Source organism: Reyranella sp., from assembly GCF_044224635.1.
Classification (GTDB): domain Bacteria; phylum Pseudomonadota; class Alphaproteobacteria; order Reyranellales; family Reyranellaceae; genus Reyranella.
Map to the genome: position 1 here is coordinate 16,415 of NZ_JBGAKA010000072.1, position 19,047 is coordinate 35,461.

A 19,047-nucleotide genomic window follows, 5' to 3' on the forward strand; every position below is an offset into this window, starting at 1 on the left:
GCAGCCAATGCCGGGAGGTATTGGCTGCAAGGCGCCTGGCGCCGCTGCGTGCGGCGCAGGGCGCGAATGCCGTCCTGCGCCGCCGCGTCATTTCCGCCGAGAGGATTCGCAAGACTCCCGCGGCGTGCCGCCGGCAACGGGTCGGACGCGTCCGCCCTACTCGGCCTTCACGCCGGCGAACTTGATTACCTTCGCCCACTTTTCCGTGGCCTCCGAGATGATCTTGCCGAATTCCGCGGGGGTGCCGCCCATCACCGTGCCGCCCAGCTCGACGATCCGGGCCTTGACCTTGGCGTCGGCGAGGCCGGCATTGAGTTCCTTGTTCAGCTTGTCGATGACGTCGACCGGGGTGGCCTTGGGGGCACCGATGCCGGCAAACCCGCTGGCTTCATAGCCAGGCACGAAATCGGCCACGGTTGGAACATCCGGCAATACGTCCAGCCGGGTCGCGGTCGTCACCGCGAGCGCGCGCAGCTTGCCGGCCTTGATCTGCTGGATCGATTCCGAAACGGGAGCGAAAATCACCTGCACGTGGTTGGCGATCAGATCGACGACCGCCGGCGCGCCGCCCTTGTACGGGACGTGGACCAGATTCACTCCGGTCATCATCTTGAAGAGCTCGCAGGCGATGTTTTGCGGGGTGCCCTGGCCCGCCGACCCGTAGTTGATCTTGCCCGGGTTGGCCTTGGCGTAGGCGATGAACTCAGGCAGCGTCGTCGCGGGGACCGACGGGTTCACCACGACGACGTACGCCAGCCGCGCGGCGTAGATGACCGGTGCGATATCCCGGACGAAATCGAACGGGAGATTGCTGTAGAGCGCGGCATTGATCGCGGCCGGGGTCACGACCTGCAGCAGCGTGTAGCCGTCGGCCGGCGCCTTGGCGACCATCTCGGTTCCGATGTTGCCGCTGGCGCCGGGCTTGTTCTCGACGATGAATTGCTGGCCGAGGCGCTCCGTCAGCCATTCGCCCATCAGGCGCGCCTGGATGTCGGTCGCGCCGCCGGCGGGAAAGCCGACGATGATGCGGACCGGCCGTGACGGGTAAGCTTGTGCCCGGGCGAGGGGCGATAGGGCCGGAAGCGCGGCCGCGCCGGTGGCGAGATGCACGAATGTACGGCGGGGAAATTTCATGGGTGTCGTCCTCCACAGCGCGCGCTCCTCGTGGACAGGCGATCCAACGGGACGCGCTTTTGCCGCAGACTACACTCGTTCTGCGAGGAGGTCCCCGCGCCCGTCGCGACTGTTCTGCACGGCGACTTGGCATGGGTGAGCGGACTCGGAAGACGATTCTAAAGGGTGACGACGCTGGCCGAGCAATTGCCCCAACAGCTTGCGGCAGAGCGATGCGCCGACGGCTCGTCGTGCGCCCGGGCCGGTGCCGCCCTGCGACTCGAACGGCGATTCGAAGGCGGCCCGCCGGATGACAAGCAACCTGGATTGGCTATCTTGGGGAACAGGTCAGCCTTCGCGAGAACGGAGCCAGAGATGGATTACGAAGTCATCGTGATCGGAGCCGGCGTGGCCGGAATCTACCAGATCAAGCGACTTGTCGATCTGGGCATCAACGCGACGGTCTTGGAAGCAGGCGGCGATCTCGGCGGCACCTGGTACTGGAACCGCTATCCGGGTGCACGCTTCGATTCGGAAAGCTACACTTATGGCTACTCGTTCTCGCGCGCGCTTCTGGACGAATGGCACTGGAAGGAGAAATTCTCCGGCCAGCCGGAGAACCTGCGCTACCTGAACCATGTCGCCGACAAGTTCGGCCTGCGCCGCTTCATGCAGTTCAATTGCCGGGTCGACTCCGCGCACTACGACGAGGCAGCCAACCTGTGGCGCCTGAACGTTGCCGACGGCCGCACGCTCACCTGCCGCTTCGTGATCATGACCCTGGGTCTGCTGTCGATCCCGACCCTGCCGCGCTTCGCGGGAATGGACTCGTTCAAGGGACGCTCGTTCCACACCTTCCACTGGCCGCACGAGCCGGTCGAGCTTGCCGGCAAGAAGGTCGCCGTGATCGGTACCGGCGCGACCGGCATCCAGGTGATCGGCGAGATCGCCGACAAGGTGGGCGAGCTGGTCGTCTTCCAGCGCCGGCCGAACTGGAGCGCGCCGCTCAACAACAGCCCGATCTCGCAAGCCGAGATGGCCGACATCCGCGCCCGCTACGACGACATCTTCGCGACCTGCGCACGCACGCCGGGCGGCTTCGAGCACGAGCCCGATCGGCGCGGCTTCTACGAGGTGTCGCGCGAGGAGCGCGTGGCCCTGTGGGACCGCCTGTACGGCCAGCCGGGCTTCGCCATCTGGCTCAGGAACTTTCGCGAGATCTTCACCAACGAAGAGGCCAACGCCGAGTTCTCCGAGTACATCGCCGAGCGTATCCGGCGGCGCGTCAAGGACCCGGTGACGGCCGAGAAGCTGATCCCGCGCGACCACGGCTTTGGCGTCCAGCGCGTGCCAATGGAGACCAATTACTTCGAGGCCTACAACCGGGACAATGTCTCTCTCGTCGACATCAGCGAGACGCCGATCGAGCGCGTCACCGAGACCGGCATCCGCACCAGCGCGCGCGACTACGACTTCGACATCATCGTCTACGCCACCGGCTTCGACGCCATCACCGGGGCGTTCGACCATATCGACATCAAGGGCGTGGGCGGCGAGTCCTTGCGCGAGAGGTGGGTCGACGGGCCGTCGACCTTCCTCGGCATGCTGATCCACGGCTTCCCCAATCTCCTGATGCCGGCCGGTCCGCAAAGCGGTTCGGCCTCGACAAACTATCCGCGCGGCATCGAGACCGGGGTCAACTGGTGCACCGACTTGCTGGAGTACATGCGGGAACACGGCCACGACCGCGCCGAGGCGACCGAGGCGGCGGAGAAGCGCTGGACCGAGCACGTGGTGCGCATGTACGCCATGATGCTGATGCGCAAGGCCAAGTCGTGGTTCACGGGTTACAACTCGAACGTTCCCGGCCATGAGCAGGGCCGCATCCGCTACTTCGTCTACAACGGCGGCGCGCCGAAATACGTCGCCACGATCAACGACGTCGCCGCCAAGGACTATGAAGGCATCGAATTCGGCGGCGGCACCCAACGGCCCGTGCACGGTCTCGCTGCCGGTGCGTCGAGGGCGGCGGAGTAAGAGGCGTCTTTCCTCCCCAGCTTCGCCGGGGAGGAAGACATGATCGTGCCCGCCAAACGACAGGGCCTGCTCTCGGCGCGGGCAAGCTGATCGTTTGCTGTCCAGAGGTCGGCGTGATGCCGGGCCACGAAAGCATTTGCCGCCCGTGCCTTCGGCCACCAATCGGTTGGCACGCTGATTGCACCTGGAATCACGAGCCAACGACGGCTGCACCACCCACCGGATCGACGCGACCAATGAAGGTCGTGGATTAGGGGACGAGTGAGGCTTCCCGAAAGGGGATGTCTCGCGCGTCATCGCGTGCCGCCTCGATGCTTGGCTGGCCTGCGCGACCCCCTGCATCCGGTTTCAACAACGGAAAGCAGGACGGTAGATGACGCAGGCACCAGGAATGCCCCGACGGAAGCTGGTCGTTCTCGGCAACGGGATGGCGGCCGGCCGCGTGCTGGAAGAGCTGTTCGCTCGCGCGCCCGAGCGCTACGAGGTGACGGTCTTCGGTGCCGAGCCGCGCGTCAATTACGATCGCATCATGCTCTCGCCCGTGCTGGCCGGCGACAAGAGCTTCGAGGACATCGTCGTCCATGACCATGCCTGGTACCAGCGGCACGCGGTCGATCTGCGCCGGGGGGAGACCGTGGTCGGCATTGACCGCGCGGCGCGCACCATCCGGACAGAGGCGGGGACGGTCGAGGCCTACGACGACCTCGTCATCGCGGTCGGCTCGCGGCCGATCCTGATCCCGGTGCCCGGCCACGACCTTCCGGGCGTCGTGACGTTCCGCGATCTCGACGACGTGAACGCAATGCTGGCGGCGAGTGAGCGCGGCGGCAATGCCGTGGTGATCGGCGGCGGCCTGCTCGGGCTCGAAGCGGCCGCCGGCCTGGCGCTGCGCGGCATGAGGACCACCGTCATCCATCTGATGCCGACCCTGATGGAGCGCCAGCTCGATCCCAACGCCGCCTATCTCCTGCAGAAGGCGATCGAGAAGCGCGGCATCGAGATCCTGACCAGCGCCAACACCAGCGCCATCCTGGGCGACGGCAAGGTCGAGGCGGTGCGGCTCGACGACGGCCGCACCTTGCCGGCCGACCTGGTGGTGATGGCGGTCGGCATCCGCCCGCACGTCGCGCTCGCCAGGGACGCCGGCCTCGAGGTCAAGCGCGGCGTCGTGGTCGACGATTTCCTGCGCACCAGCGATCCCAACATCCACGCCGTCGGCGAATGCGTCGAGCATCGCGGCAACTGCTACGGCCTCGTGGCGCCGCTCTACGAGATGGCGAAGACGCTGGCAGCGAGCCTCGCCGGCGAGGCGGCGGCCACCGGCTACGCCGGCTCGGCGCTGTCGACCAAGCTCAAGGTCACCGGCGTCGATCTGTTCTCCGCCGGCGACTTCTCCGAGGGCGACGAGCGCGACGAGATCGTCCTGCGCGATCCCGCGCGCGGCATCTACAAGCGCGTCGTGCTGCGCGACAACCGCATCGTCGGCGCCGTGCTGTACGGCGACACCGCGGACGGCTCGTGGTACTTCGACCTGCTCAAGAAGGGCACCGACGTCGCTGACCTGCGCGAGACGCTGATCTTCGGCCAGGCGTATCAAGGTGGCGGCGTGCTCGATCCCAAGGCCGTGATCGCCGCTCTGTCGGACGACGCCGAGATCTGCGGCTGCAACGGCGTCTGCAAGGGCGTCATCACCCAGGCGATCGTCGCCAAGGGCTTGACCACGCTCGATGACGTGCGCGCCCAGACCAAGGCGTCGGCGTCGTGCGGCCAGTGCACGTCCAAGGTCGAGGCGCTGCTCGCGGCTACGCTGGGCGACGGTTACGCGGCGAACGCGCGCAAGCCGATGTGCAAGTGCGTCGACCTCACCCACGAGGAAGTGCGCGGCTTCATCCTGTCGAAGGAGCTGAAGTCGGTGCCGGCGACGATGCAGGAGCTCGGCTGGAAGACCTCGTGCGGCTGCCCGACCTGCCGGCCGGCGCTGAACTACTATCTCGTCTGCGCCTGGCCGGGCGAATATCGCGACGACGCGCAGTCGCGCTACATCAACGAGCGCGTTCACGCCAACATCCAGAAGGACGGCACGTTCTCGGTGATCCCGCGCATGTGGGGCGGGCTGACGACGCCGGCCGAGCTGCGCGCCATCGCCGACGTCGCCGATCGCTTCAAGATCCCGACGGTCAAGGTGACGGGCGGCCAGCGCATCGATCTGCTGGGCGTGCGCAAGGAGGACCTGCCCGCGGTGTGGGCTGAGCTCAACGCCGCCGGCATGGTCTCGGGGCAGGCCTACGCCAAGGGCCTGCGCACGGTGAAGACCTGCGTCGGCAGCGAATGGTGCCGCTTCGGCACGCAAGATTCGACCGGCCTCGGCGTCAAGCTCGAGCGTTTCCTGTGCGGCTCGTGGACGCCCGCGAAGGTGAAGCTCGCGGTCTCCGGCTGCCCGCGCAACTGCGCCGAGGCGACGGTCAAGGATTTCGGCGTGGTCTGCGTGGAGTCGGGCTACGACATCCACATCGCCGGCGCCGCCGGCCTGCATGTCCGAGCCACCGACCTGCTCGGTCATGTCGAGACCGAGGAGGAGGCGATCGAATGCATCGCCGCCGCCATGCAGCTCTACCGCGAGCAGGCGGCTTATCTCGATCGCGTGTGGAAGTGGGTCGAGAAGACCGGCTTGGAGAAGGTGCGGACCGCGATCATGGACGATCCGGAGAACCGGCGTGCGCTCCTCGAGCGCTTCAAGAAATCGCAGCGCGCCGTGCAGCGCGACCCGTGGGCCGAGCGCGCCGCCGGCCGCGAAGCCAACGAGTTCACCCCGCTTGCCGTGCTGACCCCGGTCCGCCGTCGGATGGCCGCAGAATGAGCACCGTGATGGAACGGGTCGACACCTGGTGGTTCGATTGCGGGCCCTTGCAGGCCATCCCGGTGCGCGGCGCGCGCATCGTGCGCACGCCACGGCGCGACATCGCCGTGTTCCGGACGGCCAACGACGAGGTCTTCGCCCTCGACAACCGCTGCCCGCACAAGGGCGGGCCGCTCAGCGAAGGCATCGTGCACGGCCGCAAGGTGGCGTGTCCGCTGCACAACTGGATCATCAATCTCGAGGACGGGCAGGCGACCGGTGCCGACAAGGGCTGCACGCGGAGCTTCCCCGTCAAGCTCGAGAACGGCCGCGTCTATCTCGACATGGGCATCGCGGCCGCGCCGTGAGTGCTTCGTTTCGCGCGAGTGCCTCTCCCCCCCATCCCTCTCTCCCTGATCAATCGAAAGGAACAATCGTGGCCTATCTGGTGCCTTCCGAGTTCGTGACCAAGATGGTCGACGCGGGCGAATCGAAAGTCTTCATGTCGACGCGCGACACCGTGATCCGCGCCTACATGGCCGGCGCGATCCTCGCTCTCGCGGCGGCCTTCGCCGTCATGGTCACCGTGCAGACCGGCTACCCGATCATCGGGGCGATCCTGTTCCCGGTCGGCTTCTGCATGCTCTACCTGCTGGGCTTCGATCTGCTGACCGGCGTGTTCGTGCTGACGCCGCTCGCCCTGATCGACAAGCGTCCGGGCGTCAACCTGAACGGCGTGCTGCGCAACTGGGGCCTGGTCTTCATCGGCAATTTCGGCGGCGCCTTCACCGTCGCCGTGCTGATGGCAATCGTCTACACGTTCGGCTTCTCCACGCCGCCTGACAAGGTCGGCACCGTCATCGCCCACATCGGCGAAGGCCGCACGGTGGGCTATGCCGAGCACGGCGCGGCCGGCATGCTGACCCTGTTCATCCGCGGCGTGCTGTGCAACTGGATGGTCTCGACCGGTGTCGTTGGCGCGATGATCTCGACCTCGGTCAGCGGCAAGGTGATCGCGATGTGGATGCCGATCATGCTGTTCTTCGCCATGACCTTCGAGCACTCGATCGTGAACATGTTCCTGTTCCCGTCTGGCCTGCTGCTGGGCGGCAAGTTCTCGATCATGGACTACCTGATCTGGAACGAGATCCCGACGGTGGTCGGCAACTTGGTCGGCGGCCTGTCCTTCACCGGCCTGACGCTCTACGCCACCCATGTCCGCACGGCGCCCAAGCGGGCGGCGTCGGCGCGGCTGGCCGAGCCCGGCTACCTGGCGCGGTAGCCGGCAATTGCCCCTGGTGCCGGTGTCGGGCATGCCGCACGGACTAAAGATCTCGATCGGGCAGCATTCCGACAAGGGCGCCAAGGAGACCAACCAGGATTTCCATGGCGCGGTGATCCCCAACGAGCCGGCTCTCAGCCTCAAGGGGATCACCGTCGCCCTGGCTGACGGCATCAGCAGCAGCGAGGTCAGTCGCACCGCCGCCGAATCGGCGGTCAAGAGCTTTCTCGCGGACTACTACTGCACGTCGGATTCGTGGTCGACCAAGACCTCGGCGACTCGCGTCATCGCCGCCACCAACTCGTGGCTGCACGGGCAGACGCGGCGCGGCCGGCACGGCGATGAGCCGGACAGGGGTCTCGATCCGGACAGGGGCTATGTCTGCACGTTCTCCGTCCTGGTGGCGAAGTCGCGCACGGCATATCTCTTCCATATCGGCGATTCGCGCATCTATCGCAAGGTCGGCGGCTCGCTCGAGCAATTGACCGAGGATCACCGCGTCGTCCTTTCCTCCCAGGAGACCTATCTGGGGCGCGCGCTCGGCGTGAATCCCCAGGTCGAGATCGACTACCGCACGATCGAGCTCGAGGCGGGCGACGTGTTCGTGCTGGCGACCGACGGCGTCTACGAGCATGTCGAGGCGCGCGCGATCGCCCGCTCGATCGAGGATGGGCGGGACGACCTCGACGTCGCTGCCGCGAAGATCGTCCAGCAGGCGTTCGAGCAGGGCAGCCGGGACAATCTCACCATCCAGATCGTGCGGGTCGACGCGCTGCCCGACGGTGAGGCGGCCGAGGTGCTGGCTGAATCGACCGCCCTGCCGCTGCCGCCGCTGCTCGAGCCGCGCCAGGACTTCGACGGCTATCGCATCGTGCGGCCGCTCCATGCCAGCAGCCGCAGCCACATCTACCTGGCGGTCGACAGCGCGGACGAGAGCCTGGTTGCGCTGAAGATCCCGTCGCTCGACCTGCGCGGCGACCCCGCCTACCTGCGCCGCTTCATGATGGAGGAGTGGGTCGCCCGGCGGCTCGACAACGTCCACGTGCTGCGGCCGCATCGCCATCAGCGCAAGCGCGGCTACCTCTACCTCGTGACCGAGCATGTCGACGGCACGACCCTGGCGCAGTGGATGACCGACAATCCGCGGCCCGATCTCGACACCATGCGCGGCATCGTCGAGCAGATCGCGCGCGGGCTGCAGGCCTTTCATCGCAAGGAGATGCTGCACCAGGACCTGCGGCCCGAGAACGTCATGATCGACCGGACCGGGACCGCGAAGATCATCGACTTCGGCTCGACGAAGGTGAGCGGCATTGCCGAAGCGGCGCCGGCGGCGGAGGCCGACGCCGTTCTGGGTACCTTCCAGTACACTGCGCCGGAATATTTCCTGGGAGAGGGAGGGACAACGCGCTCGGACATCTTCTCGCTGGGCGTCATCGCCTACCAGATGATCGCCGGCCAGCTGCCTTACGGAACGCAGATGGCGCAGGCGCGGACGCGGACCCAACAACGCAAGGTGACGTACCGCCCGATCCTGGACGACAAGCATCCGGTTCCGGCCTGGGTCGACGGCGCGCTGCGCAAGGCTGTGCACCCCGATCCCGCCGAGCGCTACGGCGAGCTCTCGGAGTTCCTCTACGACCTCCGCCACCCCAACCAGGACCTCGTCGAGTCCAATCCGCGGCCGCTCATCGAGCGCAATCCGCTGCTGTTCTGGAAGGGCTTGTGCACCCTGCTGGCCGCCATCGTCCTGCTGCAGCTCGCCTTGCGTTACGGCTAGCGGGGTGCCGCAACGGCAGCAATCTCATCACGAGGAGCGGCCCGTAAGGACAGCGTATCGGTCGTCCTGAGGCCGCGCGCGCCGTGATGCTCATGCGCCGGGAGCGCGCCACTCTGTAGCGCTCTTCCTGTCGATCACACATCCGATGAGCGCCGCTGGCGGCGGAGATTGCTCCGCCTGAAGTGGTGCGCTCCCGGCGCATGAGGGCACGCTTCAGCGGCCCGCCGGCGTTCGCTTCAACCCGTCCGCCATCTTCTCCGCGATCATCACCGTGGTCAGGTGGGTGTTGGCGCGCACGACGGTGGGCATGATCGAGGCGTCGATGATTCTGAGTCCGGTGCAGCCGATCACGCGGCACTCGGGGTCGACGACCGACCGCGGATCGTCGCCGGCGCCCATGCGGCAGGTGCCGCTCGCGTGCTGGGCATCAGAGCACTCGGCGAACATCCAATCGTCGAGCGCCTGCGCGTCGAAGGGATCCTCGATCGAGCGTCCGGTCGCGCCATACTCGACACGGGTCGCGATCGCCTGCATCTCGGGGTGCCGGCCGATCTCGACGAGGCGCCGCACGCCGTCGCGCATGCGCAGGAGGTCGCTGTCGTCGGACAGCATCCGCTCGTCGACGGCGGGGTCGATCGCGGCATCCCGAGTCGTGATGCGGACGCTGCCTTCGCTGAACGCCTGGAAGGCCGAGACGGCGATGCGGGCTCGCGCCGTGCCACCTTCCTCCTCCGGCCGCAGGTTGCCGGCGATCATGATCATGTCGTTGACGCCGGCATTGCCGAGGTTCGAGGTGTAGCGCAGGCAGCAATTGGTGTGGCGATGCGCGAGCGTGCTGACCCGCGCGCTTTCCTTGAGGTCGAGCACGAGCCCCAGGATGGGATGGTCGAGCAGGTGCTCGCCAACCGGGCGATCGGCCACGACGGCGATCCCCAGGCCGCGCAGCAGCGCCCCGGGTCCGATGCCGGTGCGCTGCAGGATCGCGGGCGAATGAATGGCGCCGGCCGACAGGATGACCTCGCGGCGCGCGCGTACGCTCTTGCGCTCGCCGCCCGCAGCGACGTTGACGCCGCTCACATGCGCACGGTTGCCTTCGACCTGCAGCGTGTCGACGACGGCCCGGCCGACGATCGTCAGGTTGGCGCGGCCGCGGGCCGGCTCCAGATAGGCATCGTTGGTCGAGATGCGCAGCCCTTGTCGGCTGTTGATGGCATAGGGCCCCACGCCGCTACCCTCCGGCGCGTTGTGATCGGCGCACCAGCCGTAGCCCAGCGCCAGGGCCGTCTTCATCAGCGCGCGGTCGACGTGACCCCACGCCTCGACCGGCGCACGGTAGACGGGGATAGGGCCGTCGGCGCCGTGCCAGCCGGCGTCGCCGAAATCGACGTCGCTTTCGAGCTTGCAGAAATAGGGCAGCACGTCCTGCCAGCCCCAGCCGGTGCAGCCGGCGGCGGCCCAGTCTTCGAAATCTTCGGGCACGCCGCGGATGGCGATCTGGCCGTTGATGCTCGAGCTGCCGCCGATCGCCCGCCCACGCCACAGCAGCTTCGGCTCCTGGCGCTCAGTGCGTCGCGCGACGAGCCTCGGCCAGCGGTAATTGTCGTCGGCGATGGCACGCAGCGGATTGGGAATGCGCAGGTGGTGCGGCGTGTCGGCGGTGCGGAAATCGAGGCCGGCCTCGAGCAGCAGGACGCGGACGGCAGGGTCCTCGCTGAGCCGTGCGGCCAGGACGGCGCCAGCCGAGCCGCCGCCGATGATGATGTAGTCGTACTCGTCGTTCATTGCCCGTCCTTCGCCGAAACTCGTTCACAGAAGGGCGAAGGATAGAGCGGGCGTCCGGCAAGTCATCCGCTCGCGAAGCGTCCGGCGGGAGGCATTTCGTCTCGATCGCTCCCGGGGTCGCCGGGCGCACCAAGGGTCCAGACCCGGCTGAACTCGGCGCCAAGCAGGAAGATCTGGGCCGAATAGAAGATCCAGAGCAGCAGGACGATGATCGCCCCGGCGCCGCCGAACGACGAGGCGATGTCCGTCTCGCCGATATAGAGCGCGATCAGGTATTTGCCGCCTTCGAACAGGATCGTCGCGAACAGGGCGCCGGGCAGCGCGTCGCGCCAGCGCACGAAACGATCGGGCAGAACCTTGTAGGTGACGGCGAAGACGCCGGCGATCAGCGTTGCCGAGACAACGATGTCGATCGCCTTCACGGCAAGGGCAGCCCCTGGAAGGAGAACAGCGTGAAATAGGCAATCGAGGCGCCGCGGCTGAAGGCATCGTCGGCGATGTAGCCTTCGATCGTGCCGCGGATCAGGTACCAGGCGCGGCTGAGCGACATGGTCAGGTCCCGAACAGGCGAACCAGCCGTGTTTCCAGGGCGGCCTGGGTGAAGGGCTTCATCAGCAATACGCGACCCTCCCCAATGCTGTCGGTATTGGCTGGGCTCGTCGCGTAACCCGTCATGAACACGACCTTCGTCGCGGGAAGCCGCTTGGTGATCAACGAAGCGAGCTGCCAGCCGTCGAGGCGGCCGGGCAGACCGATATCGGTCATCAGGAGATCGATTGGCTCGTCGCTGTCGATGAAGCGCAGGGCGGCATCGGCATCGCCCACGGTCGCCACCTCGAAGCCCAACCGGCCGAGCGCGTCGGCGACGAACTCGCGCACTCCCTGCTGATCCTCGACCACGAGCGCCTTGCGACCGGCACCGCGGAACTCGCTCGGCGCCTGATCGCCCGTCGTCCCCGCATGGGCGGTTCCCTCGGCCAGGGCGGGAAAGCGCATCTCGATCGCCGTCCCTGCATTCGGTGTCGAGTCCACATGGATCATGGCGCCGGATTGCTGGACGAAGCTCATCACCTGGGCCAGGCCCAGACCGGTGCCCTCGCCAGTACGCTTGGTGGTGAAAAAGGGCTCGAAGGCGTGGGCCGCCACCTCCGGTGTCATCCCGACGCCGGTATCGGCGATCGCCAGGCTGACGAAAGCACGTCCGGACGAGAACGTGCGGATGGTGAGCGTGCCGTTCCCCGACATGGCGTCGCGGGCGTTCACCGCCAAGTTCAGGATGGCGTTCTCCAGCTGATTGGAATCGACCGATATGAGCGGCAGGCCGGCCTCGAGCTCGGTCACGATGTCGACAGATTCGCCGATGGTGCGCCGGAGCATGTCGAGCACCCCGCCGATCTGAGCGTTGAGATTGGCCGGCTTGGGATCGTGCGGCTGCGGGCGCGAGAAGGCGAGGAGGCGGTGGGTGAGCGCCGCCGCCTGTGCCGCCGCCTGCATGATGAGGTCGGCGCGGCGCTGCTGGCTCGTGGCATTGCCGGGAAGCGCCTTCTTCAGCGCTTCGGCGGCTCCCAGGACTACGGTCAGCATATTGTTGAAATCGTGCGCGATGCCTCCGGTCAGCTGGCCGATCGCCTCCAGCTTCTCCACCTGACGCAGCGCCTGTTCGGCGCGCTCGCGCTCCTCGATCTCCTGACGCAGCTTGGCGTTGGAGTCCGTGAGGGCGCGTGTACGTGCCGCGACCTCGCGCTCGAGCACCTCGTTGGAGCGCTGCATGGCATCCTGCTCGGCCTTTTCCGAAGTCCGATCGCGCAGGATGTGAATGAAGCCCTTCACGCCATTCATGTCAGCGCGGAGCGGGACAACGGTGGCGCTCGTCCAGATCCGTCGGCCGTCGCTGCGCCGCAGCCAGCGCTCGGCTGTTGTTCGGCCATCGTCCGTCGCCATCGTCCGTTCGAGCGCCGGAGCATGTCGGGCAACGTCCTCGTCGAGGAACAGGCGATCGAGCGGCTGGCCGACCATGCTGTCGGCTGTCCAGCCGAGAACCAGCTGCGCACCATCGCTCCAGGTCTTCACGCGTCCTTCGAGGTCGGACGTGATGATGGCGTAGTCGACGGCGCTCTCGACGATCACGCGATAGAGCTCGTTGCTCTCGCGCGCCGCCCGCTCGGCCCGCTTGAGGCGCAGCAGGGCCCGGACCGTCGCCAGCAGCTCGGACGGCTCGACGGGCTGGCTGAGGTAGGCGTCGGCACCGCTGTCCAGGCCGACGGCACGATCTCCGGGCGCCACGAAGGAGGCCGATATCTGCAGCACCAGGAGACCGACCGCGCTCTTCTTGAGGACGCGGCAGACCTCATGGCCCGAAACGTCGGGCAGCTTGACATCGAGCAGCACCAGGTCGGGCTTCTGGTGCCGCGCCTTCTCCAGCGCCTCCACTCCGGTCCGCGCCTCGACGACATCGTATCCGCCCTGGCGCAGGATCCGGCTCTTGATGTAACGACCCGAGTCGGTGTCGTCGACGTTGAGGATGAGCTCCCGGGTCATGCTGCACTGGACGGGTTGAGGACACGGTTGACGTGCGCCGAGAGGAGCGAACGCGACAGGTTCGACTTGGGCAGCACGGCCACGGCGCCCTTGAGCTGCTCCAGATGGTCGGCGCCGAGAATCGACGACGTCAGGACGAGGACCGGTATGGCGGCCGTCGCCGGATCGCCCTTGAGCGAGCGGAACACCTCGAAGCCGTTCAGCCCGGGCAGATAGATGTCTAGCAGGATGAAGTCGGGCGCTTCAGCCTGGGCCAGTCGCAGGCCTTCGGTGCCATCGGGCGCTTCGATGATCGACCACGGCCCTTCCGCGTGCAGCATGTGTCGCAGCACGTAGCGCGTCGATTCCTCGTCGTCGACGATCAGGATCCTGCCGTTGGCTTCGGCGCGCGCTGCATCCTCGATCGAATGCACGGGCAGCGCGACTGGTATGTCGAGCGTGAACACGGACCCCTGGCCGATCCGGCTGCTGACGACGATGTGGCCCCCCATGGCCTCGGCGAGCTTGCGCGACAAGGGAAGGCCCAGTCCCGAGCCCTTGATCCGGCTCTGCAGTGGATTGCGGATCTGGACGAACTCATCGAAGACGCGCGCCTGGTCCATCTCGGAGATGCCGATGCCGCTGTCCTGCACCACGAACTCGACGCGGCCGGCAGTCGGCGCCGCTACGGTCACGCTCACCTGCCCGCGCTCGGTGTATTTCAGCGCGTTCGACACGAGATTGCGCAGGATTTGGGAGAGCTTGCCCTCGTCGGTATGCAAGGCGAGATCGCGGGTTCGGTCGACGAACGTCAATTCGACCTGATCGCCGGCCTGCAGCGGCCGCATCATGCCGCGCAGCGCCGACAGGATATCGTTGACCGACGTCTTCGACGCATGCAGGTCGATGCGACCGGCCTCGACCTTGGCAAGGTCGAGCAGATCGTTGACCAGTCGCGTCAGGGTCTCGGCTGACTGGCGAATGTAGGAGACTTGGCGCTGCTGCTCCTCGTTCAATTTCCCGTCAGCCTCGTCGGCCAGCATCCGCGAGAGCGCATTGATCGAGTTGAGCGGCGTGCGCAGCTCGTGACTGACATTGGACAGGAACTGGCTCTTGACCTCGCTGGCGCGCTTCAGCTCGTCGGCACGCTGCTCGAGCTCGGCATAGAGCGCGACGACGCCGCGATTGGTGCTCTCGAGCTCCTCGTTGGCTTGCGCCAGCTCGCCGCGCAACGCCTGGAGATCTGACATCGTGGCGAGGAGATCGCGATTCTGGCCCAGCACCTCGTCGATCAGGGCCTGCGGCGGCGCTCTCGCCAGTTCCGTCAGCAGCGCGCCGGTCGGCAACGGCATGCCGCGATCGTCCGGCGGCAGGACCTTGCCGAAGGAGACGCGCGTTCCCTGCCCCGGCGTGCTGTCGATTTCGAAGTGATCCATCAGCCGGCGTGTGCCGGTGATGCCCACGCCCATGCCGACAGGCGAGACATACGATCCCTCGAGGATTGCCTGCAGATGCGGAATGCCCGGCCCCTTGTCCTCGAACGTCATGTCGAGCAGGCGCCTTTCGCCGACCTCCTTCAGGGCGAAGCGCAGCGTTCCGCCCTTGCCGTAGGCGACGGTGTTGCGGGCTATCTCCGACACCGCCGTGGCGATGAAGGTCTGCGCCTGGCGGTCGAAACCGACGGAGCGCGCGATCTGGCGGGCCCGCTGTCGAGCATGGACGACGTCCTGCTCCGTCTTCAGGTCGACCGTGAGAAGGGAGGCCGAGCTCATGCGGTCCTCTTGATCACCAACACTGTGGAGTCGTCGCGACCGCGGCTGAGATCGCGGTAGAGAACTGCGGCGATGAGACTGGGATGCCGTGCGGCGAGGCCGGCGTAGCGGTCGAGCGACCAGTTTGCCGACAAACCGTCGGAATGCAGTATGACGACCAGGCCCGGCCCATCGCAGGGGTAGATGAATTCCTGAAGCCGCTCGGCGGTATGGCCGGCGATGCCGTTCATGGAAACGAAACGCCGCACATTGCCGCCGGCTGCGGCAAGGCCCGCAATATTGCCGAGGCCGCAATACACGATACGACTTGCGGCCAGATCGAGGGTGAGAGCGGCGACGGCGCCGCCTCGCGTGGCGCGCAGCCCGGCATGGATCGTTCGGATGGCCGCGATCGGGGAGGACTGGAACGCGCGGTTGAACAGGCGTCGTGCCTCCTCGGCCGCATCGTGTGCGGCTACGCCATGGCCCAGCCCGTCGGCCACCATGGCCGAGACCGTCATGCCCGAGACCATGACGCCAAAGGAATCGCCGCAGACCTGCTCGTCCGGTTTGGCCACCGTGATGGCGCCGATCCGAGCGGAATCGGCTGGCGGCAGCCTGCGTTGCGGCCAAACGCGAGCGAGCACCGCCGCGCCCTTGGTGGGGACGGAGTAGATGTCGAATTCATCGGCCTGGCGGGCGATGGCCCCGAGACCCGTTCCCGCAGAACCGAAGGTCGAAAAGCCATCGCGCAGGCTCCGGGCGACGTCGGCGATGCCCGGGCCGCGGTCGATCGCGACCAGCTCCAATCCCGCGACGGTCGCCAGGGAAAGAGGCTGCACGAGGAGACTGCCGCCTCCACCGTGCTTGGCGAGATTGGTCGCCATCTCGGTCGCGATCAAGCCGGCGCGGCCGATGTCGTCGGCATGCAGACCGATGCGGCGGGCGATCTCCTGGGTTTCGCGTCGGGCGCCGGATACGTAGCTTCGGTCCGCTACGGCCAACACGGCGGTCACCGTTTCCACCGCGCGATCACGACCGTCGTGCCGTGGCCGAGAGTGCTGTCAATCGTGAAGTCGTCGACCAGGCGGCGCGCACCGCCCAGACCATGGCCGAGCCCACCACCGGTGGTGTAGCCGTCCGTCAGCGCCAGCTTGATGTCGGCAATGCCCGGACCTTTGTCGCGAAAGGTGATGCGCACGCCGGGGACCGGGTCGCTGATGGTCTCGATGTCGGCATGGCCGCCCTTGCCATAGTCGAGGGCATTGCGCGCCAGCTCGCTCGCCGCGGTGATCAGCTTGGTCTGGTCGACCAGCGACAACCTCACTTCGGTGGCCCGTATCCTGACCTTCTGGCGCACCCTCACGATATCGTCGCCGGTAGCGATCGGCATCGTTTCAGTCGTGGTCGGCATCGTCCCGATCCCGGTGACCCGATACGCCACCGATCAGCGCCAAACCGCGTTCGGCATTCAGGGCCGTCTTGACGCCCGGCAGGCCGAGGCCGAGCTCCACGAGCGTGATGGCCACTTCCGGCCGCATTCCGACGACGACGGTGTCGGCGTCGAGCAGGCGCGAGACGCTGGCGATGTTTGCCAGCATGCGACCGATGAAGCTGTCGACGATCTCGAGTGCGGAGATGTCGATCAGCACCCCGCGCGTCCGGTGCGCCACGATCTTGTTCGTAAGGTCGTCCTGCAGCCGCGTCGCAAGCTCGTCATGCATGTCGACCTGGATGGTGACCAGCAAGGCGTTGCCGATCTTGAGGATTGGAATGGTGTCCACGGGCGAGGCCTAAGTCGCCATCTCTGACGATTCGACTCCCGGTGCCTTCGCGTTGCCGTTGTGCTTGATCCGGACGACTGTCCGGTTGGTACGCTGGAGAGCGAGGGCGAAGGCATCGGCCAGTGTAGCCTTCGAGATGACGTTGAGCTGGACGCCGAGCTGCACGATCGTCTGGGCAATCTGCGGGCGGATTCCGCTGATGATGCAGTCGGCTCCCATCAGGCGCGCCGCCGAGACTGTCTTGAGCAGGTGCTGGGCAACCAGCGTGTCGACGGTCGGCACGCCGGTGATGTCCAGGATGGCGATCTCGGCGCCGGTCTGGACGATCGCCTCCAGCAGGTTCTGCATGACGACCTGGGTGCGGGCCGAATCGAGCGCGCCGATCAGGGGCAGGGCAACGATGCCGTCCCAAAGCTTGACCACGGGAGTCGAGAGTTCCTCGATCTCCTCGCGCTGTCGGGCAATCAGCTCCTCGCGCGTCTTCTGGAACATCTCGATCGTGAACAGGCCGAGCTGGTCGACCAGTTGGCTGAGGGTCCAGGTATTGGCTGCGATGTCTTCCGGCCGGTCCTGGCGAATGTGCTCGAACAGCGCCTGCTTCAGGGACAGGACGAAGGTCGCTGTCTCTGTCGGCGAGAATCCCTGGATGGCACGCGAACGCGAAAAACCCGCCAAGAGATCACGCACGTCGCCATAGTCGGAGCGACGTATGTCGGAGACGTTGCCCGAAGCCGTCGCATGACCCAGCGCCTGAAGCAGTTGCCTGGCCTGGCTCTCGACTTCCTGGGTGGATATCCGGGTGTCGGTGGACGCGAATGCTGTCACCCAGGAAGCCAGGATCGCCCGCTCGTTGTCGGCAATCATCCGGGCCAGATTCGTTTTCGTATCAGTGGTCGTCATCGTATCCTCTTGCCTGCCGATCGGCGGGTCGCAGCTGCCCACGCTCTAACGCTGCAGGTTGCCTTCAGTTCCTCATGGCGACGGATTCTTCGTCCGCTCATCGGAACTTGCCGATCGGTTGAAATCTGGTTTCCAACTGAACTACTCCCATCGCGACTACGGCAACCGGACGGGCTTCTGGCGCATGGCCGATGTCATGGCGAAGCACGGCGTGCGCGGCAGCGTCTCGCGCAACGTCGCCGTCTGCGACCACTATCCCGAGATCATCGAGCGCTGCTGCGCGCTCGGCTGGGAGCTGTTCAGCCACGGCACCTACAACACGCGCTACTTCTACGACCTGTCGGAGGAGCAGCAGCGCGCCGTGATCGCCGACAGCCGGGAGACAATCCGCAAATACAGCGGCCAATCGCTCGACGGCTGGCTGACGGCGGCCATCACCAACGACGAGACCACCCAGCACGTGCTGGCCGAGGAGGGCATCATGTGGCTGGCGACGGGCCGCGAGATCGCCGCCTGGTACACCGAGCACTACTACGACGCGGTCTCGAGCTGGCTGGCCTCCGGCACGCCGGGAGGCCGGCGATGAGCGGCCCCGGTATCCCCAACTACCTCGACTGCAAGTGGCGCCGGCGCGGGCTCGATCACGACCGCTTCGCCCACCGCAACCTGCCGCAGGCCAAGCCCGTGGCGTGGCCGGGCAAGGCGCGGGTGGCGCTGTGGGTCGCCGTCCATGTCGGGCACTTCCCGATGGACATGTCGCGCACGCCGTTCGTGGCGCCGGGCGGCGTCGACCGGCCCTATCCGAGCTACTGGGATTACCCCCAGCGCGATTACGGCAACCGCGTCGGCATCTATCGCCTGATGCGGGCGCTCGATGCCCGCGGCGTGCGGGCGACGGCGTTGCTGAACAGCGCCTTCGCGACGCTCTATGGCGAGGCCGCGCGGACCGGCAGCGGGCGCATCCTCACCTTGACCATCACGCCCTGGCTGATGGGCCAGCCCCATCGCATCCGCGCGCTCGGCAGCCTGCTCGACCGCATCCTCGACCACGCCGGCGTGTGGCCGGCGACCGGCGCGGAGATTGTCGATGCGTGGCGGGCGGATGACGACTGATCCTCCTCCCCGGCGAAGCCTAGTTTCAGCACAGATGTTGCGCCGCACGAAGACGGGGGGAGGTTGGGAGTGTGTGTTGAGGAGCACGCTTCTCCTATAATTTTGGAATCCAATACAACTGTCGAGAGCAACAATAGAATCCTCGAATCGCC

Annotated in this window: 17 protein-coding genes; 7 read left to right on the forward strand and 10 right to left on the reverse strand. The window is 66.7% G+C overall.

Features of this window, described 5'->3' with window-relative positions; genetic code table 11:
- Positions 1-156: 156 nt before the first annotated feature.
- Positions 157-1,134 carry a Bug family tripartite tricarboxylate transporter substrate binding protein gene (locus tag ACILR9_RS35695; protein ID WP_395714759.1) on the reverse strand — a complete coding sequence of 326 codons (978 nt, stop codon included), beginning with the start codon at positions 1,132-1,134 and terminating at the stop codon, positions 157-159.
- A gap of 354 nt (positions 1,135-1,488) precedes the next feature.
- Here ACILR9_RS35695 and ACILR9_RS35700 point away from each other — a divergent pair, with 354 nt between their 5' ends.
- From ACILR9_RS35700 to ACILR9_RS35720, 5 genes are all read left to right on the forward strand, one after another.
- The gene (locus tag ACILR9_RS35700; protein ID WP_395714760.1) at positions 1,489-3,150 is read left to right on the forward strand and encodes a flavin-containing monooxygenase; all 1,662 of its coding nucleotides are present in this window, start codon (positions 1,489-1,491) and stop codon (positions 3,148-3,150) included.
- Between the two features lie 391 nt (positions 3,151-3,541).
- Positions 3,542-6,007 (forward strand): nitrite reductase large subunit NirB, encoded by a 2,466-nt coding sequence (gene nirB, locus ACILR9_RS35705; protein ID WP_395714761.1) that lies wholly within the window; start codon positions 3,542-3,544, stop codon positions 6,005-6,007.
- Complete coding sequence (gene nirD, locus ACILR9_RS35710) at positions 6,004-6,354, forward strand: nitrite reductase small subunit NirD (RefSeq protein ID WP_395714762.1); 351 nt, start codon at positions 6,004-6,006, stop codon at positions 6,352-6,354. The genes nirB and nirD overlap by 4 nt, the downstream gene beginning before the upstream one ends.
- A 68-nt stretch (positions 6,355-6,422) precedes the next feature.
- Positions 6,423-7,268, forward strand: coding sequence for a formate/nitrite transporter family protein (locus ACILR9_RS35715; protein ID WP_395714763.1), 846 nt, complete (start codon positions 6,423-6,425; stop codon positions 7,266-7,268).
- A 31-nt stretch (positions 7,269-7,299) separates the two neighbouring features.
- Positions 7,300-9,048 carry a protein kinase domain-containing protein gene (locus ACILR9_RS35720; RefSeq protein WP_395714775.1) on the forward strand — a complete coding sequence of 583 codons (1,749 nt, stop codon included), beginning with the start codon at positions 7,300-7,302 and terminating at the stop codon, positions 9,046-9,048.
- A 213-nt stretch (positions 9,049-9,261) separates the two neighbouring features.
- On the opposite strand, the gene ACILR9_RS35725 is transcribed toward ACILR9_RS35720, so the two are convergent.
- The 9 genes from ACILR9_RS35725 to ACILR9_RS35765 form a co-directional block, all read right to left on the reverse strand.
- Entirely contained in the window at positions 9,262-10,830 is a 1,569-nt protein-coding gene (locus ACILR9_RS35725) for a GMC family oxidoreductase (protein WP_395714764.1), read from the reverse strand.
- Positions 10,831-10,892: 62 nt separating this feature from the next.
- Positions 10,893-11,252, reverse strand: coding sequence for a YihY/virulence factor BrkB family protein (locus tag ACILR9_RS35730; RefSeq protein WP_395714765.1), 360 nt, complete (start codon positions 11,250-11,252; stop codon positions 10,893-10,895).
- Complete coding sequence (locus ACILR9_RS35735) at positions 11,249-11,380, reverse strand: hypothetical protein (RefSeq protein ID WP_395714766.1); 132 nt, start codon at positions 11,378-11,380, stop codon at positions 11,249-11,251. The genes ACILR9_RS35730 and ACILR9_RS35735 overlap by 4 nt, the downstream gene beginning before the upstream one ends.
- Positions 11,381-11,382: 2 nt before the next feature.
- Entirely contained in the window at positions 11,383-13,368 is a 1,986-nt protein-coding gene (locus ACILR9_RS35740; protein ID WP_395714767.1) for a response regulator, read from the reverse strand.
- Entirely contained in the window at positions 13,365-15,119 is a 1,755-nt protein-coding gene (locus tag ACILR9_RS35745) for an ATP-binding protein (RefSeq protein ID WP_395714768.1), read from the reverse strand. The genes ACILR9_RS35740 and ACILR9_RS35745 overlap by 4 nt, the downstream gene beginning before the upstream one ends.
- Complete coding sequence (locus ACILR9_RS35750; protein ID WP_395714769.1) at positions 15,116-16,123, reverse strand: ATP-binding SpoIIE family protein phosphatase; 1,008 nt, start codon at positions 16,121-16,123, stop codon at positions 15,116-15,118. Before ACILR9_RS35750 ends, ACILR9_RS35745 begins: the two co-directional genes overlap by 4 nt.
- On the reverse strand, positions 16,111-16,512 hold the full coding sequence (locus ACILR9_RS35755; RefSeq protein WP_395714770.1) for an ATP-binding protein: 402 nt from the start codon (positions 16,510-16,512) through the stop codon (positions 16,111-16,113). The genes ACILR9_RS35750 and ACILR9_RS35755 overlap by 13 nt, the downstream gene beginning before the upstream one ends.
- Positions 16,496-16,882 (reverse strand): STAS domain-containing protein, encoded by a 387-nt coding sequence (locus ACILR9_RS35760; RefSeq protein WP_395714771.1) that lies wholly within the window; start codon positions 16,880-16,882, stop codon positions 16,496-16,498. Before ACILR9_RS35760 ends, ACILR9_RS35755 begins: the two co-directional genes overlap by 17 nt.
- A 9-nt stretch (positions 16,883-16,891) precedes the next feature.
- Complete coding sequence (locus tag ACILR9_RS35765) at positions 16,892-17,782, reverse strand: STAS domain-containing protein (RefSeq protein WP_395714772.1); 891 nt, start codon at positions 17,780-17,782, stop codon at positions 16,892-16,894.
- Positions 17,783-17,900: 118 nt separating this feature from the next.
- Here ACILR9_RS35765 and ACILR9_RS35770 point away from each other — a divergent pair, with 118 nt between their 5' ends.
- Positions 17,901-18,368, forward strand: coding sequence for a polysaccharide deacetylase family protein (locus tag ACILR9_RS35770; protein WP_395714773.1), 468 nt, complete (start codon positions 17,901-17,903; stop codon positions 18,366-18,368).
- Entirely contained in the window at positions 18,365-18,895 is a 531-nt protein-coding gene (locus ACILR9_RS35775) for a hypothetical protein (RefSeq protein WP_395714774.1), read from the forward strand. Before ACILR9_RS35770 ends, ACILR9_RS35775 begins: the two co-directional genes overlap by 4 nt.
- Positions 18,896-19,047: the final 152 nt, after the last annotated feature.